Here is a 24,502-nt window from a genome sequence, read left to right as displayed (position 1 = left end):
GCGCCCCGGGCGTCCCGTCCGTCAGCCGACGGGGTCGATCACGACGATCGGGATCTCGCGGCTGGTCTTGGTCTGGTACTCGTCGTACGAGGGCCAGTGCTTCACCATCAGCGGCCAGAACGCGGCACGCTCCTCGGAGCTCGCCGTCCGCGCGGTGCCCTGCATCACCTTCGGGCCGACCTGGATGCGCACCTCGGGGTGCTCGCTGAGGTTCCGGTACCAGAGCGGGTCCGCGGGGTCGCCGCCCTTGGAGGCGACGATGAGGTAGCGCCCGTCGTCCTCGCCGTAGATGAGCGGGGTCCGCACCGGCTTCCCGGACTTGCGGCCGATGGTCGTGAGCAGCAGCGTCTGGGTGTTGTTCCAGTACTGCCCCTCGGTCCCGCCCGAACCGACGTACAGCTTGACGTGATCCAGGGTCCAGCCCGGCTTGGGGTCGATCGGGTTGTCCCAGTCGATGTCGGTCATACGGCTCGCCTGCCTTCGTGTTGAACGGTCAACGAACCACAACAACGAGTGTCGGCGCCACAGGGCACGGCCCTGGATCCTCAGTCCGCCGAGCGGGTCCAGCCCGTCGCCTCGATGCGGGAGGAGTCCGCGGGCCGGTCCTCCGCGAAGAGGAGGCGGGCCGGCTCCGACACGCGCAGGACGTCGACGTAGACGCCGCGGCCCACGTAGCGACCCTGTGCGGTGTGGCGGAAGCGGAGGTGCACCTCGCGGCCGGCCCAGGCGGTGAGCGGAGCTTCGAGGCGGTGCCAGATGCGGCCCGACCAGCCGGAGACGGAACCCCGCGGCCACTGCTCGGCGGCTCCGCCGGTGGTGCGGACGGTGGTGAAGGGGAGCGGCTCCCAGACCTGCCCGTCCGCGGAAGCCTCCAGGTGCAGTGCCCCCGCGCCGGGCACGGTGTCCCACCACAGCGCGCAGCGCAGCCGGGCGGCTCCCGTGGCGGGGATGAGGGGCGGGAGGGTCAGGGTGCCCGAGCCGCCGGTTTCCATGCCGGAGTACCAGGCCGGGCCGCCGTGCTTCGTACGGACGGGGACGGCCCGGGCGAAGCGGTTGCCGACGGCGACGCGCGGGGCGCTGCCGGCGCGCCAGGTGCGCACGGGGTGGACGGAGTTGCCCAGGAGGATCAGGAAGGAGTCCGTGGAGGGGTCCAGGACCAGGGAGGTGCCGGTGAAACCGGTGTGGCCGGCGGAGTGCGGGGTGGCCATGGCGCCCATGTACCAGTGCTGGTAGAGCTCGAAGCCCAGGCCGTGGTCGTCGCCGGGGAACGCGGTGTTGTAGTCGGTGAAGAGGAGCTCGACGGAGGCGGGGCGCAGGATGCGCTTGCCGGCGTAGATCCCGCCGTCGAGGAGGGTGCGGGCCAGGATCGCCAGGTCCCAGGCGGTGCCGAAGACCCCGGCGTGGCCGGCGACGCCGCCCAGGGCGTGTGCGTTCTCGTCGTGGACCTCGCCCCAGACGAGCCCGCGGTCCAGCCCGGACCAGGGCGGGCGCTGCACTTCGGTGGCGGCGGTGACCCGGCGCCAGGAGAGCGGTGGGTTGTAACGAGTGCGGTGCATCCCGAGCGGAGCAGTGATCTCGTCCTGGAGCAGGAGGTCCAACGTGTGACCGGTGATCCGTTCCAGGAGGAGTTGGAGGGCGATGAGGTTCAGGTCCGAGTACCGGTACACCGTCCCCGGGGTTTCCTGCGGCCTCACCGACCACAGCAGCCTCAACTGACCCGCCCGGGTCGGCTCCTGGTAGAAGGGGGCCCAGGACCTCAGCCCCGAGGTGTGCGTGAGGAGCTGGCGCACGGTGACCGATTCCTTGCCCCCGCCCGTGAACTCGGGCAGGTACCGGTGCACCGGCGCCTCCAGCTCCAGCCGGCCGCGCTCCATCTGCTGCACGGCCAGCAGGGAGGTGAACAGCTTCGAGAGGGAGGCCAGGTCGAAGACCGTGTCCTCGGCCATCGCGATCCGCTGCGCGGCCGGGAACTCCCGGACCCGGTCGGTGCGGCCGTCGTAGTCGGCGTACCGCACGGCGTCGCCCATCGCCCGGTGCAGCGCCACGGTGCGGCCCCGTCCGGCCAGGACCACGGCCCCGGCGTAGTAAGGGTGTTCGGGGGAGGGGCCGAGGAAGCGCCGGGCCTCGTCCGCCACCCCTTCGAGGTGCCTCTCCAGCAGCCCGGCCTGGCGGGCGGACCCGTACCGCAGGCGCAGTCCCTGGAGCGCGCGCCGTTCGGCCGGCCCCCCGGAGGCCCCCGCGGCCCCGGGCAGCGCGGCCTGGAGCACGAGCACGCCGCCCAGCGCCAGCAGTCGCGCCCCGAGCCGCCGCCGGCTGAGCCCCCGCCGGGGTCCGCCGCCGCCGTCCGCCCCGGGCCCGCCGCCGTCCGCCCCGGGTCCGGCACCGCAGTCCGTCCCGGGCCCGCTGCCGTCGTCGTCGTGCGCCGTCGGGCCGGTCGTGCCGGAGCCCTTCGTACCACCGTCGTTCCCGGCTGCCCATGGTGCCTTCATGACCGGTCCTCCCGTACGCCGTCGTGCCCTCCCGAGTATCTGCCCGCTCACGACGCGGGCCCCGCGGTGACCGGCCGGCAAAGAATCTGACGCTGCATCAGAAAACCCCTTCCCTCGGCGGCCGGGCTGCGGCATCCTGCCGCCCATGGAGACGGAGCTGAGCAGAAAACTGGGAATAGAGCACGCCATCTTCGGCTTCACGCCCTTCCCGGCGGTGGCCGCTGCCATCACCCGCGCCGGCGGGTTCGGGGTGCTCGGGGCGGTCCGCTACACCGCCCCCGACGACCTCAAGCGCGACCTCGACTGGATGCAGGAGCACACCGACGGCAAGCCCTACGGGCTCGACGTGGTCATGCCCGCCAAGAAGGCCGTCGACGGCGTCAGCGAAGCCGACATCGAGGCGATGATCCCGGCCGCGCACCGGGAGTACGTCCGCGACACCCTCGCCAAACACCACGTACCCGAACTCCCGGAGGGCGAGGCATCCGGCTGGCGCATCACCGGCTGGATGGAACAGGTCGCCCGCAACCAGCTCGACGTCGCCTTCGACTACCCCATCAAACTCCTGGCGAACGCCCTCGGTTCCCCGCCCGCCGACGTCATCGCGCGCGCCCACGAACACGGCGTCCTCGTCGCCGCCCTCGCCGGCAGCGCCAAGCACGCCCGCCGGCACGCCGAAGCCGGCATCGACATCGTCGTCGCCCAGGGCTACGAGGCGGGCGGACACACCGGAGACATCGCCAGCATGGTGCTGGTGCCCGAGGTGGTCGAGGCCGTCGCCCCGCTCCCGGTCCTCGCCGCCGGCGGCATCGGCAGCGGCGAACAGATCGCCGCCGGACTGGCCCTCGGCGCCCAGGGCGCCTGGCTCGGATCCCTCTGGCTGACCACCACCGAGGCCGACATGCACTCCCGCGCCCTCACCGAGAAGCTCCTCGCGGCCGGTTCAGGCGACACCGTCCGTTCCCGCGCACTGACCGGCAAGCCCGCCCGGCAGCTGCGCACCGAGTGGACCGACGCCTGGGACGACCCGGAGGGCCCCGGCGCACTGCCGATGCCCCTGCAGGGACTCCTCGTAGCCGAGGCCGTGTCCCGCATCCAGAAGTACGAGATTCAGCCCCTGCTCGGCACCCCCGTCGGGCAGATCGTCGGCCGGATGAACAGCGAGCGCAGCGTGCAGGCCGTCTTCGACGACCTGACCAGCGGCTTCGAGCGCGCCATCGACCGCATCACCCGCATCGCCGGCCGGGCCTGAGGAACTGAGGAGTCGACACGATGACCGACACGCCCCCCAACGGCTTCTGGGCCCAGGCCACGGCCGACCCCGAGCGCACCGTCCTCGTCACGCCCGAGGGAGAGAGCTGGTCCGCGGCCCGGCTGCACGCCGACGTCAACCGCCTCGTCCACGGCCTGCGCGCCGCCGGCCTGGAGCGCGGCGACGTCTTCGCCGTCGTCCTCCCCAACAGCGTCGAGTTCCTCACGGCCTACCTGGCCGCCTCCCAGGCCGGTTTCTACCTCGTCCCGGTCAACCACCACCTCGTCGGCCCCGAGATCGCCTGGATCGTCTCCGACTCGGGAGCCAAGGTCCTCGTCGCCCACGAGCGCTTCGCCGACGCCGCCACCGCCGCGGCGGACGAGGCGGGCCTGCCCGCGAGCCACCGGTACGCGGTCGGAGCGGTCGCGGGCTTCCGCGCGTACCACGAACTGCTCGACGGGCAGCCGGACACCGCCCCCGCCGACCGCACGCTCGGCTGGGTCATGAACTACACCTCCGGCACCACCGGCCGGCCGCGCGGCATCCGCCGCCCGCTTCCGGGCAAGCTCCCGGAGGAGACGTACCTCGGCGGCTTCCTCGGCATCTTCGGCATCCGCGCCTTCGACGACAACGTCCACCTCGTGTGCTCGCCGCTCTACCACACGGCCGTCCTGCAGTTCGCCGCCGCGGCCCTGCACATCGGCCACCCGCTGGTCCTGATGGACAAGTGGACCGCCGAGGAGATGCTGCGCCTGATCGACGCGCACTCCTGCACGCACACCCACATGGTCCCCACCCAGTTCCACCGGCTCCTCGCGCTCCCGCAGGAGACGAAGGACGCGTACGACGTCTCCTCCATGCGGCACGCCATCCACGGCGCCGCGCCCTGCCCCGACCACGTCAAGCGGGCGATGATCGACTGGTGGGGCCGGTGCGTGGAGGAGTACTACGCGGCGAGCGAGGGCGGCGGCGCCTTCGCGACGGCCGAGGACTGGCTGAAGAAGCCGGGGACCGTCGGCAAGGCCTGGCCGATCAGCGAGCTCGCCATCTTCGACGACGACGGCGAGCGGCTGCCGGCCGGTGAACTCGGCACCGTCTACATCAAGATGAACACCGGCGGCTTCAGCTACCACAAGGACGAGGGCAAGACGAAGAAGAACCGCATCGGCGACTTCTTCACCGTCGGGGACCTCGGCCTGATGGACGAGGAGGGGTACCTCTTCCTCCGCGACCGCAAGATCGACATGATCATCTCGGGCGGGGTGAACATCTACCCGGCCGAGATCGAATCGGCGCTGCTCACCCATCCGGCGGTCGCGGACGCCGCCGCCTTCGGGATCCCGCACCCCTCCTGGGGCGAGGAGGTCAAGGCGGTCATCGAGCCGGCCGAGGGCTTCGCGCCGAGCGACGCGCTGGCGGCGGAGATCCTGAACCACTGCGAGCGGCAACTCGCCGGGTACAAGCGGCCCAAGACCGTGGACTTCATCGAGACGATGCCGCGCGACCCCAACGGCAAGCTGTACAAGCGCCGGCTGCGCGAGCCGTACTGGGAGGGCCACGACCGCGCGATGTGAGCCCGACCGCCGCCCGGGCCGGTCCCTCGGGACCGGCCCCGGCCCCGGCCGGTCCGCCACGCCCGGAGATTCGTGAGAAAGGCCACGTCAGGGGCGTAAAGCCGACTGTTGAACCGCACAAGCGGAACAGTTCTGGCAAGTTGGCTGATATGAGTACGGCATCGCACAGAAGTCCCCTGACCGACTGGACCGTCCTGGTCCCCCTGGTGGCGCTCGTCGCGCTGGCCTTGAGCTGGGGACGCGATCTGCCCACGCTCGCCGTGGCCCTGGTCGCCCTCTGCCTGGCCGGCGCGGTGCTGGCGGCGGTCCACCACGCCGAGGTCGTCGCGCACCGGGTCGGCGAACCCTTCGGCTCGCTCGTCCTCGCCGTGGCCGTCACCGTCATCGAAGTGGCCCTCATCGTCACCCTGCTGGCCGACGGCGGGGACAAGACCGCCTCCCTCGCCCGCGACACCGTCTTTGCCGCCGTCATGATCACGTGCAACGGCATCGTCGGCCTGTCCCTGCTCGTCGGGGCCCTGCGCAACCGCGTCGCCGTCTTCAACGCCGAGGGCTCGGGCGCGGCCCTGGCCACCGTCGCCACGCTCGCCGTGCTCAGCCTCGTCCTGCCCACCTTCACCACCAGCAAGCCCGGCCCCGAGTTCTCCACCGCCCAGCTCGCCTTCGCGGCCACCGCCTCACTCGCGCTCTACGGCCTGTTCGTCGCCGTCCAGACGGTCCGCCACCGGGACTACTTCCTGCCCGTCGACACCAAGCGGATCCGCAAGGAAGCCGCGCAGGCGGCCGCCGCGGCCGCGGCCGGCGAGGACGACGAGCACGCCGAACCGCCCACCGCCCGCGCCGCCCTGATCAGCCTCGGACTCCTCCTCGTCGCGCTCGTCGCCGTGGTCGGAAACGCCAAGGCCGTCTCCCCGACCATCGAGCGGGGCGTCGCGGACCTCGGCCTGCCCTACGCCGTGGTGGGTGTGATCATCGCCCTGCTGGTCCTGGCCCCCGAGACCCTGGCCGCCGTCCGCGCGGCCCGCCGGGACCGGGTGCAGACCAGCCTCAACCTCGCCTACGGGTCCGCCATCGCCAGCATCGGCCTGACCATCCCGGCCATCGCGCTCGCCTCGGTCTGGCTTTCCGGACCGCTGCTGCTCGGGCTCGCCCCCGTCCACATGGTGCTGCTCGCGCTGACCGTCGTCGTCGGCGCCCTCACCATCGTCCCGGGCCGCGCCACCCTGCTCCAGGGCGGCGTGCACCTCGTACTGCTGGCCGCTTACCTCTTCCTCGCCGTCAGCCCCTGAGCCCGCCCGCCCCCGTACGGCCGGCCGCTGCTCCCACCCGCAGCGGCCGGCCGTACGCGCATCCGCTCCGGTCAGCGCCGCTCGCGCGGCCAGACCACCTTCAGCCGGGGCGAGGTCAGGATGTCCCGCTCGCAGAACCGTGCCTTCACCCAGCGCTCCTGCGAGAAGAGCCGGGTCTGGTCGGCCGAGTGCGGGGAGTTCGGGTTCGAGGACTGGCCGTACGTCAGCAGCGTGCGCGCGACCGGGCAGCGGCCGCCGTCCCAGCCGACGGCCTGGATGTGGCTGGAGCCGTGCAGGACCTCCGGGTAGCCCCCGCCCGCAGCGTTCCACGGAGCCTCGATCTTGTTCCAGACGCCCAAGGCCTCCGTGCCGCCGCCCACCGGCAGCTTCTGCCCGCCGCGCACCACGAACTGGTGCTCCCCGAGCAGGGCGTCCGGAGCGATGCCCGCCGCCCTCAGCTCCGTGACGGTGTCGGCGAGGGCCCGCCCGATCCCGGGCGCCGCCCGGTTGAGCGTACGGGGCGTCCGTACCGGATCGGCCGCGTCGAAGGGCACCAGCCACAGGTCCTTGGCCGCCGTGCTCGCGGTCAGCTTCCGCCAGAACCGGTCGAACAGCAGCGCGCCGCGGCTCGTACTGTCGGCCTTGCGGTCCCAGGACGCCAGCACCCCGCAGGCCGCCGACACGTCCACGGCGGCGCCGTCGCTGCCCGTGGCCGTCCCGCCCGGCAGGGCCGCGCAGGCCCCCGCCGCATCGGCCGCCGCCAGATCACCGGCCGGGACCCGGTTCGCGAACTGCTGCTCCTGCAGGTCTGACACCGTCAGCCCGCCCCGGTCGGCCATCGCGGAGACGTCCTCCAGAGCGCCCCGGGTCCGCAGCGAGCGCGGCGTGGCGACCGTGCCCCAGATCCGCTCGTAGCCGGTGAGCGGCTGCTCCGCGTTGGCCAGCCAGGCGCTGTCGTTGGAGTTCTCGGCGTACGCGGCGTCGCGCAGCGCCGGCGCCCGGCCCGGGCCGAAGATCCCGGGCTGGACCGCGTCCGGATCGGAGCCGGGCGCGCAGTCACCGCGCGAACCGTCCAGCACCGCCAGCCCCGAGGAGGGGTACGTGGCCCTGCCCAGCGGGGTCGAGCAGCGTGCGGCGAGCTCGTCCGTGATCCGGGGGAGCACCTGGGACTGGGTGAACAGCGTGCCGCCCGCCGAGTCGGCGGCCACCGTGTTGACCCAGGGCAGGCCCTGGGTGCGCCGCAGGGCCTCCTGCACGCCGGCGACCGAGCGGGCCCTGCCCATGGCCAGGGCGGTGTCGGAGCCGCGCAGGTTCACGGCGTTGGGGTCGGCCAGCGCGTAGGCGGTGGTCGTGGTCCAGGGCAGCGGGAGGCCGCCGCCGAGGCCGGACAGGACGGGACCGTACCGGGTCCACCACTGGGTCCGGGTCACCGGGGCGCCGCCCGCGACCCGGACGCTGACGGTGCGCGCGGTCATCTTCTCCGGCTTGCCGTCCACCAGATAGACGGTCGGGTCGGCCGGGTCGAGGGCCAGTTGGTGCAGGTTGACAGGGGTGCCGGTGGCCACGGTGTGGCTCCAGGCGACCTTCTCGTTGAAGCCGATGTTCACCACGGTGGTGCCGAGCAGCGAGCCGCCCGAGACGTTCAGCTCGCCGGGGATGGTCTGCTGCGACTGCCAGAACCGGCGGCCGCCCTGCCACGGATAGTGCGGGTTGCCCAGGAGCAGGCCCGATCCGTTCGCGGTGGTGGAGCCGGCGAAGGCCACCGCGTTGGAGCCCATGTCGTAGCGGGCGGTGTCGAAGAACGCGCGGGCCGCCTCCGCGGCGGCCGCGGGATCGATGCCGGCCGCCGGATCCTGGCCGGCCGGGTCCGGAGCCGCCGTGCCCGGTGCAGCCGCCGTGCCCGGGGGCCGTGCCGAGGTGATGCCGTCGACGGCGCGGCCCTGCCCGCCGAGGACCGAGACGGCCAGGCCGCGGGCGGCGACGTCGGTGGCGGTGACCGGTCGCACCCAGCCGGCGCCCTTGCAGGCGGGGTCGGTGATCCGGTTCTGCGCCAGCCAGGCGTTGTAGCCGGCGGCCCAGCCCCGCATCAGCTCCTTGACCTCCTTGCCCGGCCCGGCCGGCGCGGGCACGGCCAGCAGCTTCTCCACGGTGCCGGAGTCGCGCACGCCCTTGAAGAAGAGGTCGCTGGAGAGGTTTCCGGAGGCGGAGGAGAGCGAACCGTCGGGCGCGGCGTCCGCGCCGAACCACCGCGAGCGCTCCCCGGAGACGGTCAGGAACCCGTCGGCGAGCACGCACACCTGGTCGGCGGCCTGCGCCCAGCCGGTGCCGAACCCGAGGTGCGCGTAGTCCCGGGCCAGGATGTGCGGGATCCCGTTCTCGGTGTACCGGATGACGGCGGACAGGCCGCCGCCTGACGGGCCGGAGCCCTGGTCCAGGGCGGCGGCCTCGGGCATCACCGAGGCGGCGGCCAGCAGCGCCGTGCCGGTGAGGGCCAGACGGCGCAGGAGCGGGCGGGCGCGTCGGCGTCCGTGGAGAAGGCGCAAGATACCTCCCAAGTAGCCTGCGGACGGGCGCGATCGCCCGTGCGGACGGGTGGTGCCGGTGTGCCCCCACACTCATGCAGGCCACCTGACGCCGTGTCAACATGCCGTTTGGTATCCCGGCGTGTTCCGGCCCGGCATCCGCGGAACCCGGGTCATTGACCTCGCCGTCCGCGCAGACGAAGATCCCGCCATGACCCCGGTGCGGAAGAACACGGTCGACGGACTGCTCCACGACAGCGCACGGCGCGTCCCGGACCGGATCGCGGTCCGCTACCGCGAGCGGACCTGGACCTACGCGGACCTGGACGCGGCCGTCTCCACGGGCGCGGCCCTGCTGCGCGGGCCCTACGGGCTGGCCGAGGGGGACCGGGTCGCGACCTTCGGGCACAACTCCGACGCCTACCTCCTGGCCTTCCTCGCCTGCGCGCGGGCCGGGCTCACGCACGTCCCCGTCAACCAGAACCTCACCGGCGAGGACCTCGCGTACATCCTGGAGAACTCCGGGAGCACGCTCGTCCTCGCGGACCCCGACCTGGCCGGGCGGGTCCCCGACGGGTTCGCCGTGCGCCCGCTGCGCGACGTGCCCGGCTCCTTCCTGGCCGGCCTGGCGGAGCCGGCCGCACCGGCGGAGCCCGCCCGGCCCGGGGACCCGTCCCGGCTGGCTCAGCTGCTGTACACCTCCGGGACCACCGCCCTGCCGAAGGGGGCGATGATGACGCACGAGGCGCTCTGCCACGAGTACGAGAGCGCCATCGCGGCCCTGGACCTGGCGGAGGGCGATCTGCCGGTGCACTCCCTGCCGCTGTACCACTCGGCGCAGATGCACGTGTTCCTGCTGCCCTACCTGGCGGTGGGCGCCCGGAACACGATCGTGGACGCGCCGGTCGCGGAGGAGATCTTCGACCTGGTGGAGGCGGGGGAGGCGGACAGCCTGTTCGCGCCCCCGACGGTGTGGATCGGGCTGGCCAACCATCCGGACTTCGCCGACTTCGCCGTCCGTGACCTGTCCGCCCTGCGCAAGGCGTACTACGGGGCCTCGATCATGCCGGTGCCCGTCCTGGAACGGCTGCGGGCGCGGCTGCCCGGCCTCGGCTTCTACAACTGCTTCGGCCAGAGCGAGATCGGCCCGCTGGCCACGGTGCTGCGGCCGGAGGAGCACGAGGGGCGGATGGATTCGTGCGGCCGCCCGGTCCACCACGTGGAGGCGCGGATCGTCGACGAGGACGGGGCCGAGGTGCCGGACGGCACGGCGGGCGAGGTGGTCTACCGCTCCCCGCAGCTCTGCCTGGGCTACTGGAACGACGCGGAGGCCACGAAGAAGGCCTTCCGTGACGGCTGGTTCCGCTCCGGCGACCTGGCGGTCCGGGACCCCGAGGGGTACTTCACGGTCGTGGACCGGGTGAAGGACGTCATCAACTCGGGCGGGGTGCTGGTCGCCTCACGGCAGGTCGAGGACGTGCTGTACACCCACCCGGGTGTGGCCGAGGCGGCGGTGGTCGGCCTGCCCGACCAACGGTGGATCGAGGCCGTCACGGCGGTGGTGGTCCCGCGCGACGGGGTGACGGAAGCGGAGCTCCTGGCCTACGCCCGCGAGAAGCTGGCCCACTTCAAGGCCCCGAAGCGGATCCTCTTCGTGGACGCCCTCCCCCGCAACGCGAGCGGCAAGATCCTCAAGCGCACCCTGCGCGACCGCTTCTCGAACCCGTCCTGACCGTCCGGACCTACGGGGCGCAGCCGGTGACAGCGGGGTTCGAGGGATCGCAGTTGCTGGGGTTGTTGTTGGCGATGGTCGTGTGGTTGAGGGTGACGGTCCCGCCTTCGTTGTGGAGGCCGGCGGGGCCGTAGGCCGCGTTGTTGCCCGTGACGCGGGAGTCGTTGAGGGTGACGTCACCCTGGTTGTGGATGCCGGCTCCGGTCCCCTGGGTGACCGAGTTCCTGTCGATGGAGACGTTGCGGGTGTTGAGCGTCCCGAAGTTGTAGATCCCGCCACCGGAGAAGCTCGCGGTGTTGCCGCGGATGGTGGTCAGCATGTTGATGGTGAGCGTCCCGAAGTTGGCGATGCCCCCGCCGGTCCTCGCGTCGTTGCTGCGGATCTGGCTGTCGGAGATGGTCGCCGAGGAACTGCTGGTGTGGACGGCGCCGCCCAGGCCCTTGGCTTCGTTGCCCGTGAGGATGCTCGAGGTCAGGGTGAAGGGTGCGGGGATGCTGGTGTGTGCGATCGCTCCGCCGTTGCCACCGCCGACGGGGCCGGTGGAGTTGTTGATGAAGACACTGCCGTCCACGCGGGTGGTACCGCTGCTCAGGATGGCACCGCCGTGGCCGGCTTCGGTGCTGTTGCCCTTGAAGTAGGAACGTTCGACGCGGAGGGTTCCGTTGCTGTTGTTGATGGCGCCGCCTCCGTTGTCGGAGGTGTTGCCGGTGAGGCGGGTGTTGGTCATGGAGACGACGGTGCCGAATCCGAGCTGGACGGCTCCGCCCTGGGCGCCTGCTCCGTTGGTGAGGGCGATGTCCCGGAGCGTCAGGTTCCCGCGGCTGGTGGGCGGGAGGGTGAAGAAGCGGAATTCGTTGCCGGTGCTCTCGGCCCGCGTGATGGTGGCGTTGCGTCCGTTGATGGTGAGGGGGCCGGTGATCTGGGGGAGCGCGGCCTGGCCGGGGCCGGCGAACTGCTCGCTGTAGGTGTAGGTGCAGTCGCGGGCGAGGTCGAGGGTGTCGGAGGTGGTGGGGGTGCTGTTGGCGGTGGCGATGGCCTGGACGAGGGCGGTGGGGGAGCAGGCGACGCTGATGGTGGCCGCGTGTGCGGGGGTGGCGGCCAGGCCGGCGACCGTGAGTGCGAACGCGGGCGCGGCGAGCAGGGTGGTGGCCTGGCGGGGGCGGCGCAGTGGCCTCATCGGCTGACTCCTTTTCGGGGGACGCGCCGGGCGGCGATCCGATCATTGTTTACATCAGATCAATATCCATCCTTTTCTAGGCGCACCGGGAATATCGCCCTGTCCGGTAATTCTTTTTGTGCGTTGATGTCCCTTTTCGGCTAGGGCTACGACTCCTGGTCCTCTGCGAGTTCCGTGGCCTGGAGGCGGCGCAGGACGAGGTGTTCGTGGAAGAGGCGGCCGACCAGAGCGCCGCCGTAGACCACGAAGCCGACGCCGACCAGCCAGGACTGGACGACCAGGAGGGTGCCGAAGGGGCCGTACGTCACGGCGTTGGAGGCGATCAGCGGGGAGAACACCAGCTGCGAGAAGACCCGCAGCCCGAGGAGGCCGAGGCTGGTGCACGCGGCCCCCGGGAGCAGGGCGCGCCAGCGCACCCGGCCGCCGAGGAGGATCCACTGGGAGCTCCAGAAGAACAGGCAGGTCCCGATGAGATCGCCCGTGGTGCCCAGGATCGTGCCGGGCGCGTCGTCGGAGGGGGCGGGGATGAGGACCAGCAGTCCGAGGTAGCAGACCAGCAGGGCGAGCCAGACGACGTGCCGCCACATGGTGTGCCAGCGGGCCGTCGGCAGGTCCCAGACCTTCTCGTACCCGGTCTGCACGGCGGAGCCGAAGGTCAGGCCGAAGACCGCGAGGGCGGCGAGACCGAAGGCGGTGGTCCGCTCCAGCGCGAGGTCCGCGGCGCCGAACAGCATCTCCACCCGCTCCCGGGAGAACTTCGTCACCCCGAGGGCCTGGCCGAGCCACCGGCCGAAACCCGAGCCGCTTCCGGGAGCGGCGGCCGCGACGACGACGAGCAGCGGCACCAGGGTGAGGAAGCCGAGGGCGGCGAAGCCCATGGCCCGGTGCATCAGCTCCATCTCCCGGCCACGGCTCCACGCCAGCCCGGCCTGGGAGGCCTGGAGCCGGTCGTGGATCCGCCGGTAGGTCGAGGTCACGCCACTGTCCCTACCCGGACGGGCCCGCGCCTTCCCGGGAGGAGCCCGGAGTGGGCCCGAAGGGGTGGATCCGGCAGCGGACCCGGCCGCCGCCCGACGGTGGATCCGGCCGCGGCCCGGCGGCGGAATCAGGGCCCGGGCGTGGCCCGGCATCCACCGCCCGGGCGGGCCCCCGCATCCACCGCCCGGGCAGGCCCGATATCCGCCGCCGTGGCCTGCCTCAGGCCCCGCGGAGGTCCACCAGCCGCTTGATCTTGCCGACCGACCGCTCCAGCGTCTCCGGATCGACCACCTCCACCGCGACCGAGACGCCGATGCCCTCCTTGACGGCCCGCACCACCGAGGCGGCCGCGGCCTCCCGGCGGCCCGCGTCGCTCCCGCGGCGCGCCTCCACCCGTACCGTCAGGGCGTCCAGCCGGCCCTGCCGGGTCAGGCGGAGCTGGAAGTGCGGAGCCAGGTCCGGGGTCCGCAGGAGCACCTCCTCGATCTGGGTGGGATAGACGTTCACCCCGCGCAGGATGATCATGTCGTCACTTCGGCCGGTGATCTTCTCCATCCGGCGGAAGGCGGGCCGGACCGTCCCGGGCAGCAGCCGGGTCAGGTCCCGGGTCCGGTAGCGGATGATGGGCATCGCCTCCTTGGTGAGCGAGGTGAAGACCAGCTCCCCGGGCTCCCCCTCGGGCAGCACGGCGCCCGTCAGCGGGTCGACCACCTCCGGGTAGAAGTGGTCCTCCCATATATGGAGCCCGTCCTTGGTCTCGGCGAACTCCTGTGCGACGCCCGGACCCATGACCTCGGAGAGCCCGTAAATGTCCACCGCGTCGATGTCCAGGCGCTCCTCGATCTCGCGGCGCATCTCCTCCGTCCACGGCTCGGCGCCGAAGATCCCCGTACGGAGCGAGGTGGTGCGGGGGTCTATGCCCTGGCGCTCCATCTCGTCCAGCAGGGTCAGCATGTAGGAGGGGGTCACCATGATGACCTCCGGCCGGAAGTCCTGGATCAGCCGGACCTGGCGGTCCGTCATCCCGCCCGAGGCGGGCACGACCGTACAGCCCAGGCGCTCCGCGCCGTAGTGGGCGCCCAGGCCGCCGGTGAACAGTCCGTACCCGTAGGCGATGTGGATGATCTGGCCCGGCCTGCCGCCCGCCGCGCGGATCGAGCGGGCGACGACGTCCGCCCACGTGGAGAGGTCCCCGTCGGTGTAACCGACGACGGTCGGCCGGCCCGTGGTCCCGCTGGACGCGTGGATGCGGCGGACCTCCGAGCGCGGTACGGCGAACATGCCGAAGGGGTGCTGGTCGCGCAGATCCGACTTGGTGGTGAAGGGGAACAGGGAGAGATCGGCGAGGGAGCGGCAGTCGTCGGGATGGATGCCGGCCTTGTCGAAGGCCTGCCGGTAGAAGGGCACCTGGTCGTACGCGCGGCGCAAGGTCGCCCGCAGCCGGGTCAACTGGAGCGCCGCCAGCTCGTCCCGGCCCATCCGTTCGCCCGCGTCCATCAGGTCCGTTGCGTCCGTCGTGCTCGCCGCATCCCTCGCGTGCGTCGCGTCCGAACCGCCGTCGTGGCCCCGCGTGTCCGTACCCATGCCGCCCACCCCATTCCGAGTCAACCGACCGATCATTCGGTAGATTGCCGGACCTCGGCGCCCAAATCAATTACTCGAACGGGTGATCGTCTGCTGAGATTGCGTCCATGTCGACCTCCACACCCTCCACCTGCACCTTTACCTTCACGGCCCCCGACGGAACCGAACTCGCGTACCACGTCCAGGGTGAAGGCGAGCCGCTCCTGTGCCTCCCCGGCGGCGCCATGCGGGCCTCCGCCTACCTGGGCGACCTCGGCGGACTGTCCGCGGGGCGCCGGCTGATCCTGCTCGACCTGCGGGGCACCGGGGACTCGGCGGTCCCGGTCGACCGCGCCACGTACCGCGTCGACCACCAGGTGGCCGACGTCGACGCGCTGCGCAGCCACCTCGGCCTGGAGAGCGCCGACCTGCTCGCCCACTCCGCCTCCGGCAACCTCGCCCTGCTCTACACGGCGGCCCACCCGCAGCGGGTGCGCCGACTGGCCCTGATCACGCCGACCTGCTGGGCCGTGGACCTCGCCGAATCCCCGGAAACCCGCCTCGCGGACGTCCGCAGGAGGGCCGGCAGCGAGCCCTACGACACGGCCCTCGCGGCCTATGAGCGTGCGCTCGCCGCCCTCGCCGCGGGCGGGGACCCCGACGAGGCCGACTGGGCGGCGGCGATGCCCCTCGCCTACGGGCGCTGGGACGAGGCGGCGCGCGCCCACGCGGCGCTGAGCCCGGTCCAGAAGAACGCCGAGGCCTCCGCCGCCTTCGCCGGCCCGGGCGCCTTCGACCCGCCCGCCACCCGGGCCGCGCTCGGCCGCTTCGCCGGGGAGGCGCTGGTCCTGGCCGGGGAGCTGGACTCCAACCCCTCCCCGGCCCTCGCCGCCCGGCTCGCGGAGCTCTTCGCGCGGGGCGTCACCGACGTACAGCGCGGCGGCGGGCACTTCCCCTGGCTGGACGAACCCGGGTGGTTCGCGGACCGCGTCGAACGGTTCCTGGCCACCGGGGCCTGAGCGGCGACCGCCGGGCCGCGGGCGTACGGTCGAAGCAGACGCCCCTGGCGAAGGGAGGCGGCGGCCATGTCCGTCATCGACCCGGCGGTATCGGTGCGGCTCGGAGCCCCCGGCGCGCGCCGCCTGGCCGGACTGCTCGCCGAAGTGGCCCACCTGCTGGAGGACCCCGGCCCGCTGCGGCTCGACGACGCCCAGGCCGATGTCCTGGGCCAGGGCGCGGACCGGTCGGAGCTGGCCACCTGGACCCGCACCCTGGCGGCCGAACTGCGCACGAGGCTCTGAGCTCTCCGTGGCTCTGAGGGCCCTCCGCAGGCACCGGAGCGTGCCCGCGTACGGAAACGCCCGCTGGCCGGGACCCCTCGGGGTCCCGGCCGGCGGGCGTGCAGGCTCTACGGGATCAGCTCGCGGCGCCCGCGTCCGCCTCCGTGGCCACCGACTTCGCCCACCGGTAGTCCGCCTTGCCGCTCGGCGAGCGCTGGATGGCGGGGGCGATGACCAGCTGGCGCGGGATCTTGTAGCCCGCCAGCTTGGTGCGGCAATGGGCCTGTATGTCGTCCAGCGTCGGGTCGGCGGCGCCCTCCCGGATCTGGACCACGGCCGCCACGTGGCTGCCCCACTTCGGGTCCGCGACCCCGGCGACCAGGGCGTCGTAGACGTCCGGGTGGGACTTCAGCGCCTGCTCGACCTCCTCCGGGTACACCTTCTCGCCGCCCGTGTTGATGCACTGCGACCCGCGGCCGAGGACGGTGACGATGCCCTGGTCGTCCACGGTCGCCATGTCACCGAGCAGCACCCACCGCTCGGATCCCTTCTGGAAGAAGGTTTCGGCGGTCTTGACGGGGTCGTTGTAGTAGCCCAGCGGGACGTACCCGCGCTGCGCGAGCCGTCCCGGCTCGCCGACCGGCACCGGCTCGTGGGTCACCGGGTCGACCACCTGCGTACGCTCGTTGACCTCCAGCCGGAAGCCCTTCTCCGGGCTGGAGTCGTTCGTCGCGCGGCCGTTCGAGCCGGACTCGGACGAGCCGAAGTTGTTCAGGAGCATCACGTTCGGGACGAGCGCCTGGAACTCGGCGCGCACCGTCTCCGACATGATCGCGCCGGAGGAGGAAACGCTGAAGAGGGAGGACAGGTCGGTGCCCTTCAGGGGCCCGTTGAGGGCGTCGATGAGCGGCCGCAGCATCGCGTCGCCCACCAGCGAGACGCTGGAGACCTTCTCCTTCTCGATCGTGCGCAGCACCTCCTCGGGCGCGTACTTGCGGTGGATGACCACCCGCTGCCCGTAGTTGAAGGCGATGAAGGACGTCAGCGTCGACGTGCCGTGCATCAGCGGCGGCGCGGGGAAGAAGGTGAGCCCGGCACCCTTGGACGCGACCCGCTCGGCCAGTTCCTCGGGCCGCTTCACCGGTTCGCCGGACGGTTCGCCGCCGAAGAGGCCGGCGAAGAAGAGGTCCTCGGCACGCCACATGACGCCCTTGGGCATACCGGTGGTGCCGCCCGTGTAGATGATGAACAGGTCGTCGGGGGAGCGGGGCGGGAATCCGCGGCCGGGCGAGCCGGCCGCCTCCGCGTCGGTGTACGCGACCGGCGCGATCGCCGGCTCCGGAGCCCCCTCGGGGGTCGGCCCCACGCGGATCAGGTGACGGAGCTTGGTCGTCTGCGGGAGCGCCGCCGCGACCCGCTCGGTGAACTCGCCCTCGAACACGAGCGCGGCGAGGTCGGCGTCGTTGTAGAGGTAGACGAGCTCCTCCTCCACATAGCGGTAGTTCACGTTCACCGGTACCAGGCGGGCCTTCAGGCAGGCGATGACGGTCTGGAGGTACTCGACGCCGTTGTAGAGGTGCAGGCCCAGGTGCTCACCGGCCTTCAGGCCGCTGTCCAGCAGGTGGTGCGCGATGCGGTTCGCCGCCGCGTCCAGCTCCGCGTACGTGAGGCGGCGCTCGGCGCCGGTCCCGGGGTGGTCCACGTACACGAGGGCCTCGCGGTCCGGGACCACGTCCACGACCGACTCGAACAGGTCGGCAATGTTGTACTCCACCGGTCCTCCTGACCCAGAAAATCCCATGGCTGGTCTGCTCGGCGGTCATTAGAGCGTCGCCAACCCCAACAAGGAAGGGGACCGTGCAAGAAATCTGACTGGGTGTCAGAAAACTATTGAACTGCACCCGCCCCTACTGCAACCTGTTCTAGGTCTTGAGACGGGAGGACGGCAATGGGTGGGACAGAACACCTGACCGTGGAACGCCACGGAGCCACGCTGGTGCTCACCATGAACAGGCCCGAGGCGAAGAACGCGCTCTCGCTGCCGCTGCTGGTGGGGCTGTACGACGGCTGGCTGGAGGCCGACGCGGACGACACGATCCGCTCGGTGGTGCTGACGGGCGCGGGCGGGGACTTCTGCGCCGGCATGGACCTGAAGGCGCTGGCCGGCAAGGGCATGGCGGGCGACCAGTACCGGGACCGGCTCAAGGCCGACCCCGACCTGCACTGGAAGGCGATGCTGCGCCATCACCGGCCGCGCAAGCCGATCATCGCGGCGGTCGAGGGCTACTGCGTGGCCGGCGGGACGGAAATCCTCCAGGGGACCGACATCCGGGTCGCGGGGGAGGGGGCCACCTTCGGACTCTTCGAGGTCAAGCGGGGGCTCTTCCCGATCGGCGGCTCGACGGTACGGCTGCCACGGCAGATCCCGCGGACGCACGCGCTGGAGATGCTGCTGACCGGGCGGCCGTACGCCGCCGAGGAGGCGGCGCGGATCGGGCTCGTCGGGCGGGTGGTACCGGACGGGACGGCGCTGGCCGAGGCGCTGGAGATCGCGGAGCGGATCAACGCGTGCGGGCCGCTGGCGGTGGAGGCGGTGAAGGCCTCCGTCTACGAGACGGCCGAGATGACGGAGTCGGAGGGGCTGGCGGCGGAGCTGCTGCGGGGATGGCCGATCTTCGACACCGCCGATGCGAAGGAGGGGGCGCGGGCGTTCGCCGAGAAGCGGCCCGCGCTGTACCGGCGGGAGTAGCCGGGTCTCGTGTGCCGCCGGCCGCGTGTGTGCGGTTGCCCGTGGCCCCGGCCTTGGTCGAGCCTGCGCCCGTGTCCGCGGGCGTGAGCGTGGTGCCGGACCGTGGCACGGGTGCGGCGCCGCTGCCGGGGACCAGTCCCCGGACCCCTGCGCCTCAAACGCCGGCGGGGCTGGTTTTGCCCCTCCCGGTACCTGATCGCCCGCCGGGGCCGGACGCACACGTGCGGCGCCGTTGCCGGGGACCAGTCCCCGGACCCCTGCGCCTCAAACGCCGGCGGGGCTGGATTGACCCCGGCGGAGCCCGAGTTGGCCTCCCGCGGTGCCTGATCGGTCCGGCGGGGGTTGAGTCGCCCCGGTGGGCCGAATGGTCCGGGCAGGGGTTGAGTTGGCCCCGGCGGGGCCTGAAGTGACCGGCCGGGCCTGATCCGTCCGGCGGAGTCTGATTCGCACCGGCGGGGCCGAGAACGTCCCGCCCCCTACATCGGAGACCCACCCATGACAGCCGCGTCGCCACCCGAGATCCTCCGCGCACCCCTTGTCGTCGAGTTCCCCTTCACCCGTTCCCTCGGCCCCGTGCAGAGCGCCTTCCTCACCGGGCTGCGCGAAGGGGTCGTCCTCGGGGTCACCACCGCCGACGGCAAGGTGATGGTGCCGCCCGTCGAGTACGACCCCGTCACCGCCGAGGAGGTGCGGGATCTGGTCGAGGTCGGCACCACCGGGACCGTCACCACCTGGGCCTGGAACGGTGCGCCGCGCCCCAACCAGCCCCTCGCCACGCCCTTCGCCTGGGTCCTCGTCCGCCTCGACGGCGCCGACACCGCCATCCTGCACGCCCTCGACGCCCCCGGGCCCGAGGCCGTCACCACCGGCATGCGGGTCCGCGTGCGGTGGGCCGGGGAGCGGATCGGGGCCATCACCGACATCGCCTGCTTCGAGCCCGCCGAGTCCGCCGAGGACGGGGCAGCGCCCGTGGAGGCGGCCCCGCACAGCGGGGAGTTCGGCGACGCCGTCACCGGGATCATCGCCGAGGCCCGCCTGGACTACACGTACAGCCCCGGCCGCGCGCAGACCGCGTACATCGCCGGGCTGTCCGAGCAGAAGACCATCGGCGAGCGCTGCCCCTCCTGCCACAAGGTGTACGTGCCCCCGCGCGGCGCCTGCCCCACCTGCGGGGTGGCCACCACCGACCGGGTCGAGGTCGGGCCCGCCGGCACCGTCACCACCTTCTGCATCGTCAACATCAAGGCCAAGAACCTCGACATCGAAGTGCCGTACGTCTACGCCCACATCGCCCTCGACGGCGCCGGCCTCGCCCTCCACGGCCGGATCGGCGGCATTCCGTACGACCAGGTGCGGATGGGCCTGCGGGTCGAACCCGTCTGGACCGAAGGCGGCCGCTACCCCGACCACTACCGCCCCACCGGAGAGCCGGACGCGGACTACGACGTGTACAAGGAGCTCATCTGATGGCCCGATACGCCCGCGAGGTCGCGGTGGTCGCCTTCGCGCAGAGCGACCACCTGCGCCGCACCGACGAGCTCAGCGAAGTAGAGATGGTCATGCCGGTCCTGCACCAGGTGCTGGCCGCCACCGGCCTGAAGGCGGGCGAGATCGGCTTCACCTGCTCCGGTTCCAGCGACTACCTGATGGGCCGTGCCTTCTCCTTCACCATGACCCTCGACGGGGTCGGCGCCTGGCCGCCCATCTCCGAATCGCACGTGGAGATGGACGGCGCCTGGGCCCTGTACGAGGCCTGGGTCAAGATCCAGACCGGCGAGGCCGACACCGCGCTCGTCTACTCGTACGGGAAGTCCTCCCCGGGGTCGGTACGCGACGTGCTGACCCGCCAGCTCGACCCGTACTACCTCGCTCCGCTCTGGCCCGACTCGGTCGCACTGGCCGCCCTCCAGGCCCAGGCGCTCATCGACGCGGGGGAGACCGACGAGGCCGGGCTCGCCGCGATCGGAGCCCGGAGCCGCGCCTCCGCGAGCACCAACCCGCACGCCCAGCTCAGCGGAGCCGTCGCCCAGGGCGAGTACCAGGTCGCCCCGCTGCGCACCGGCGACTGCCCGCCCATCGGCGACGGCGCCGCCGCCGTCATCCTGGCCGCCGGGGACGTGGCCCGCCGGCTCTGCGAGCGGCCCGCCTGGATCACCGGCATCGACCACCGCATCGAGGCCCACAGCCTCGGACTGCGCGACCTCACCGACTCCCCGTCGACGCGGATCGCCGCCGAGCACGCCGGTGTCTTCGACGCCCCCGTGGACACCGCCGAACTGCACGCGTCCTTCTCCTCCCAGGAGGTCGTGCTGCGCAAGGCCCTCGGGCTCGGCGGGGACGTCGCCGTCAACCCCTCCGGCGGAGCGCTCGCCGCCAACCCGATGATGGCCGCCGGCCTGATCCGGATCGGCGAGGCGGCCGCCCGCATCCACCGCGGCGAGTCCGACCGGGCCGTCGCGCACGCCACCTCCGGCCCCTGCCTCCAGCAGAACCTGGTCGCCGTCCTGGAAGGGGACCGAGCATGAGCACCTCCGCCGCGACGGGCAAGGAGCCGGTGGCCATCGTCGGCATCGGCCAGACCAAGCACGTGGCCGCCCGCCACGACGTCTCCATCGCCGGACTGGTGCGCGAGGCGGCGGCCCGCGCGCTCGCGGACGCCGAGCTGACCTGGGCGGACATCGACGCGGTCGTCATCGGCAAGGCCCCCGACTTCTTCGAGGGCGTGATGATGCCGGAGCTGTACCTCGCGGACGCCCTCGGCGCCGTCGGCAAGCCCATGCTCCGTGTGCACACGGCCGGTTCGGTGGGCGGCTCCACGGCGCTGGTCGCCTCCAACCTGGTCGCCGCCCGGGTTCACCGCACGGTGCTGACCCTCGCCTTCGAGAAGCAGTCGGAGTCCAACGCCATGTGGGGGCTCTCGCTCCCCGTCCCCTTCCAGCAGCCGCTGCTGGCGGGGGCCGGCGGGTTCTTCGCCCCGCACGTGCGCGCGTACATGCGGCGTACCGGCGCCCCCGACACGGTGGGCTCGCTCGTCGCGTACAAGGACCGTCGCAACGCGCTGAAGAACCCCTACGCGCACCTGCACGAGCACGACATCACCCTGGAGAAGGTCCAGGCCTCCCCGATGCTGTGGGACCCGATCCGGTACTCCGAGACCTGCCCGTCCTCCGACGGGGCGTGCGCGATGATCCTCACCGACCGCGCGGGCGCGGCCCGTTCGCCGAAACCGCCGGCCTGGGTGCACGGCGGGGCGATGCGCAGCGAGCCGACCCTCTTCGCCGGGAAGGACTTCGTGTCCCCGCAGGCGGGCAAGGACTGCGCGGCCGACGTCTACCGGCAGGCGGGGGTCACCGATCCGCGCCGGGAGATCGACGCGGTGGAGATGTACGTGCCGTTCTCCTGGTACGAGCCGATGTGGCTGGAGAACCTCGGTTTCGCCGAGGAGGGCGAGGGCTGGAAGCTCACCGAGGCCGGGGTCACGGAACTCGACGGGGACCTGCCCGTCAACCCGTCGGGCGGCGTGCTGTCCACCAACCCCATCGGCGCCTCCGGGATGATCCGCTTCGCGGAAGCGGCGCTCCAGGTGCGCGGACAGGCCGGGGAGCACCAAGTCCCGGACGCCCGGCGGGCGATGGGACACGCCTACGGCGGCGGGGCGCAGTTCTTCGCGATGTGGCTGGTGGGAGCGGAGCAGCCGGCCACCTGAGCGGAAACCCGATTCCGGGCGGGATGCCGTACAGGCCACGAGTGACGGACCGTGGCCTGTGCGGCACGGCGTGCGATGGCTAACCTGACCCCGGGACGACGAACCGGGAGTACCGGGAGGAGCACGCACGTGGCAGAGAGCATGACTTCGAAGGCGCCGGCCGGCTGGGGAAAGCCGGACCTCGACCTGACCGAGGCGGACTGGCAGTCGAGCAGCCGGGGAGCGGGTGACGTCCAGATCGCCTTCGTGGAGGGGTTCATCGCGATGCGCAACGGCGACCGCCCCGAAAGCCCGTCGCTGATCTTCGCGCCGGACGAGTGGCGCAAGTTCGTGCTGGGCGCCCGGGGCGGGGAGTTCGACCTGACGTAGGGCGTGTGCACGGACGTGCACACGTGCGTACGTGCCGTGCGGGCGCGGCGCCGATGGGCGGCCCGCCGCCCGGCGCCGCGCCGGGTCGCGCCGCAATTGCGTTGCCGTGCCCGGAGGGCCCCGGCATCATGGCCGCCATGACGATGACCCGTCGAAAGGGCGATGCCGCGTAGACGGCCCGGCGCGCTGCGCGCCGAACGAGGAACGTACGCGGACCGGAGGCCTCCCGCCTGGGCGCGGGCGCTCCCGCCCGTGGACCGGCTGCCGCCCGAGGCCGCCGCTGCCGTGCACTGGGCCCGCCCCGGCCGGGCCGGTGAGGTCGCGGACCTGCTGGCCAGGTACCGCGTCTTCCTGAGCCGCCCCGGCCGCCACCTGTACCTGGACACCTCCCCGTGCGCCTACTGTCCGGGCTGCTCCTTCGCCGGAGTCACCTCCGTCCGGGACGAGCTGCGCGACCACCACCGGCTGCTGCCGCCGGTCGCCCGCGAAGCCCTGTGCCGCGTACTGCGCGGCCTGGACGAGGAGTTCCGCCGCCGCACGATCGAGGACCCGTACCCGCCCGCATCCGGATGGGCGTGGCACGGCCGCCGGCGCGCCTGGTGGCACCGGAGGCTGCACCGGGAGGACGGGCCGGACGGAGACCTGACCGACTACTGGTGACGGCCCGGCCCGGGCGTGCCGCGGTGGCCGCAGCCCCCGGGCCACCGCCCGGGGTGTCGGGCCCTGCGCGGCGCCGCCGTGGGTACGGTGGGCGGCATGAGCGGAGAGAGCGACCTGCACAAGCTGCTGAGCGGAATGCGGCCCGAGCTGAACGACGGGCTGTACGTGTTCTGCACCATCCCCGGCGACACCGACCCGGAGGCCCTGGCCGGGCTCACCCCCGTCGCCTCCGTCCTGGAGCCCGAGGGGCTCACCCTCGTGCTGAGCCAGGAGGACGCCGACGAGGCCGGACTCCCGTACACGTACACCGCGGGCTGGATCACCCTGCGCGTCCACTCCTCCCTCGACGCCGTCGGCCTCACCGCGGCCTTCGCCACCGAACTCGCGGCACACGGCCTGAGCTGCAACGTCATCGCCGGCTACCACCACGACCACCTCTTCGTGGAGGCCTCCCGGGCCGCCGAGGCCGTGGCCGTCCTGGAAGCGCTCGCGGACCGCTCCGCACAGCACTAGACGATCGATCCCAACGTGCGGGCCGGTCGCGGCAGTCGGATGCCGGCGCGTCCGGTGAAATCGATCAACTAGCCTCCCGTTCATGGAGACGATTCTGTACGGCGTCCAGGTGACCCTGCGGCCCGCCGTTCCCTCCGATGTTCCGGCGCTGGCCGCCATCCGGGCGAAGCCCGAGGTGTACGCGCGCTGGCGCGGCGACGCGGACCTTGCCGCGGAGATCGTCGGCAGCCTCGGCGATCCCGGTGTCAGCCTGCTGGCCATCGAGCTGGACGGCCGCACGGTCGGTGGCATCCAGTGGGGCGAGGAGACCGATCCGGACTACCGGCACGCGAACATCGACCTCTATCTGGATCCAGCGGTGCACGGACGGGGCCTGGGCACCGACGCCGTCCGCACCCTGGCCCGGCACCTGATCACCGACCACCGCTTCCACCGCCTGGTGATCGATCCGGCGGCGGACAACGCCGCCGCCATCCGCTGCTACACCAAGGTCGGCTTCCGCCCGGTCGGCGTCATGCGCAACTACGAACGCGGACCGGACGGCAGCTGGCACGACGGGCTCCTGATGGACCTGTTGGCCGACGAGCTGACCCCCTACGATCACTGACCCCCGCGGAATCGATCAGCCGGGCCCTCCCGTATACCCCTT

21 protein-coding genes are annotated in these 24,502 nt (G+C 72.5%); 14 read left to right on the top strand and 7 right to left on the bottom strand.

What is annotated here, in order from left to right:
• Positions 1 to 21 precede the first annotated feature (21 nt).
• On the bottom strand, positions 22 to 465 hold the full coding sequence (locus ACZ60J_RS04455; protein WP_469678895.1) for a nitroreductase family deazaflavin-dependent oxidoreductase: 444 nt from the start codon (positions 463 to 465) through the stop codon (positions 22 to 24).
• A gap of 80 nt (positions 466 to 545) precedes the next feature.
• Complete coding sequence (locus tag ACZ60J_RS04450; protein WP_469678894.1) at positions 546 to 2,489, bottom strand: serine hydrolase domain-containing protein; 1,944 nt, start codon at positions 2,487 to 2,489, stop codon at positions 546 to 548.
• A 145-nt stretch (positions 2,490 to 2,634) separates the two neighbouring features.
• Between ACZ60J_RS04450 and ACZ60J_RS04445 the strand changes: the two genes are divergently transcribed.
• From ACZ60J_RS04445 to ACZ60J_RS04435, 3 genes are all read left to right on the top strand, one after another.
• Positions 2,635 to 3,741, top strand: coding sequence for a nitronate monooxygenase (locus tag ACZ60J_RS04445; protein WP_469678893.1), 1,107 nt, complete (start codon positions 2,635 to 2,637; stop codon positions 3,739 to 3,741).
• Between the two features lie 20 nt (positions 3,742 to 3,761).
• On the top strand, positions 3,762 to 5,315 hold the full coding sequence (locus ACZ60J_RS04440; protein ID WP_469678892.1) for an acyl-CoA synthetase: 1,554 nt from the start codon (positions 3,762 to 3,764) through the stop codon (positions 5,313 to 5,315).
• A 149-nt stretch (positions 5,316 to 5,464) separates the two neighbouring features.
• Complete coding sequence (locus ACZ60J_RS04435) at positions 5,465 to 6,604, top strand: calcium:cation antiporter (RefSeq protein ID WP_469678891.1); 1,140 nt, start codon at positions 5,465 to 5,467, stop codon at positions 6,602 to 6,604.
• Positions 6,605 to 6,675: 71 nt separating this feature from the next.
• Here ACZ60J_RS04435 and ACZ60J_RS04430 read toward each other — a convergent pair whose 3' ends face one another.
• On the bottom strand, positions 6,676 to 9,147 hold the full coding sequence (locus ACZ60J_RS04430; protein ID WP_469678890.1) for a penicillin acylase family protein: 2,472 nt from the start codon (positions 9,145 to 9,147) through the stop codon (positions 6,676 to 6,678).
• A 190-nt stretch (positions 9,148 to 9,337) separates the two neighbouring features.
• On the opposite strand from ACZ60J_RS04430, the gene ACZ60J_RS04425 reads away from it, so the two are divergent.
• Entirely contained in the window at positions 9,338 to 10,858 is a 1,521-nt protein-coding gene (locus ACZ60J_RS04425; protein WP_469678889.1) for a fatty acyl-CoA synthetase, read from the top strand.
• Positions 10,859 to 10,868: 10 nt separating this feature from the next.
• On the opposite strand, the gene ACZ60J_RS04420 is transcribed toward ACZ60J_RS04425, so the two are convergent.
• The 3 genes from ACZ60J_RS04420 to paaK form a co-directional block, all read right to left on the bottom strand.
• The gene (locus ACZ60J_RS04420; RefSeq protein WP_469678888.1) at positions 10,869 to 12,035 is read right to left on the bottom strand and encodes a hypothetical protein; all 1,167 of its coding nucleotides are present in this window, start codon (positions 12,033 to 12,035) and stop codon (positions 10,869 to 10,871) included.
• A gap of 146 nt (positions 12,036 to 12,181) precedes the next feature.
• Positions 12,182 to 13,012: a YhjD/YihY/BrkB family envelope integrity protein gene (locus ACZ60J_RS04415; protein ID WP_469678887.1), complete on the bottom strand. Its 831-nt coding sequence runs from the start codon at positions 13,010 to 13,012 to the stop codon at positions 12,182 to 12,184.
• Between the two features lie 220 nt (positions 13,013 to 13,232).
• The gene (paaK, locus tag ACZ60J_RS04410; protein WP_469679109.1) at positions 13,233 to 14,510 is read right to left on the bottom strand and encodes a phenylacetate--CoA ligase PaaK; all 1,278 of its coding nucleotides are present in this window, start codon (positions 14,508 to 14,510) and stop codon (positions 13,233 to 13,235) included.
• Between the two features lie 194 nt (positions 14,511 to 14,704).
• On the opposite strand from paaK, the gene ACZ60J_RS04405 reads away from it, so the two are divergent.
• Both ACZ60J_RS04405 and ACZ60J_RS04400 read left to right on the top strand, forming a co-directional pair.
• Entirely contained in the window at positions 14,705 to 15,595 is an 891-nt protein-coding gene (locus ACZ60J_RS04405; protein ID WP_469678886.1) for an alpha/beta fold hydrolase, read from the top strand.
• A gap of 66 nt (positions 15,596 to 15,661) precedes the next feature.
• Positions 15,662 to 15,877 (top strand): hypothetical protein, encoded by a 216-nt coding sequence (locus ACZ60J_RS04400; RefSeq protein WP_469678885.1) that lies wholly within the window; start codon positions 15,662 to 15,664, stop codon positions 15,875 to 15,877.
• Positions 15,878 to 15,992: 115 nt separating this feature from the next.
• Here ACZ60J_RS04400 and ACZ60J_RS04395 read toward each other — a convergent pair whose 3' ends face one another.
• Positions 15,993 to 17,630 (bottom strand): acyl-CoA synthetase, encoded by a 1,638-nt coding sequence (locus tag ACZ60J_RS04395; protein WP_469678884.1) that lies wholly within the window; start codon positions 17,628 to 17,630, stop codon positions 15,993 to 15,995.
• Positions 17,631 to 17,804: 174 nt separating this feature from the next.
• Between ACZ60J_RS04395 and ACZ60J_RS04390 the strand changes: the two genes are divergently transcribed.
• The 8 genes from ACZ60J_RS04390 (at position 17,805) to ACZ60J_RS04355 (ending at position 24,460) form a co-directional block, all read left to right on the top strand.
• Complete coding sequence (locus ACZ60J_RS04390; RefSeq protein WP_469678883.1) at positions 17,805 to 18,605, top strand: crotonase/enoyl-CoA hydratase family protein; 801 nt, start codon at positions 17,805 to 17,807, stop codon at positions 18,603 to 18,605.
• A 495-nt stretch (positions 18,606 to 19,100) separates the two neighbouring features.
• Entirely contained in the window at positions 19,101 to 20,072 is a 972-nt protein-coding gene (locus ACZ60J_RS04385; protein ID WP_469678882.1) for an OB-fold nucleic acid binding domain-containing protein, read from the top strand.
• Positions 20,072 to 21,130: a thiolase domain-containing protein gene (locus ACZ60J_RS04380; RefSeq protein WP_469678881.1), complete on the top strand. Its 1,059-nt coding sequence runs from the start codon at positions 20,072 to 20,074 to the stop codon at positions 21,128 to 21,130. Before ACZ60J_RS04385 ends, ACZ60J_RS04380 begins: the two co-directional genes overlap by 1 nt.
• Positions 21,127 to 22,311, top strand: a complete 1,185-nt coding sequence (locus ACZ60J_RS04375) for a thiolase domain-containing protein (RefSeq protein WP_469678880.1) — start codon at positions 21,127 to 21,129, stop codon at positions 22,309 to 22,311. Before ACZ60J_RS04380 ends, ACZ60J_RS04375 begins: the two co-directional genes overlap by 4 nt.
• Positions 22,312 to 22,452: 141 nt before the next feature.
• Positions 22,453 to 22,680, top strand: a complete 228-nt coding sequence (locus ACZ60J_RS04370; protein ID WP_302168932.1) for a DUF397 domain-containing protein — start codon at positions 22,453 to 22,455, stop codon at positions 22,678 to 22,680.
• Between the two features lie 162 nt (positions 22,681 to 22,842).
• Positions 22,843 to 23,340, top strand: coding sequence for a hypothetical protein (locus tag ACZ60J_RS04365; protein WP_469678879.1), 498 nt, complete (start codon positions 22,843 to 22,845; stop codon positions 23,338 to 23,340).
• A 96-nt stretch (positions 23,341 to 23,436) separates the two neighbouring features.
• On the top strand, positions 23,437 to 23,853 hold the full coding sequence (locus ACZ60J_RS04360; RefSeq protein WP_469678878.1) for an ACT domain-containing protein: 417 nt from the start codon (positions 23,437 to 23,439) through the stop codon (positions 23,851 to 23,853).
• Between the two features lie 82 nt (positions 23,854 to 23,935).
• Entirely contained in the window at positions 23,936 to 24,460 is a 525-nt protein-coding gene (locus ACZ60J_RS04355; RefSeq protein WP_469678877.1) for a GNAT family N-acetyltransferase, read from the top strand.
• The last annotated feature ends 42 nt before the right edge of the window (positions 24,461 to 24,502 follow it).

The organism is Streptomyces sp. NPDC104226, from assembly GCF_055584085.1.
This window is presented reverse-complemented; position numbering and strand designations above follow the sequence as displayed.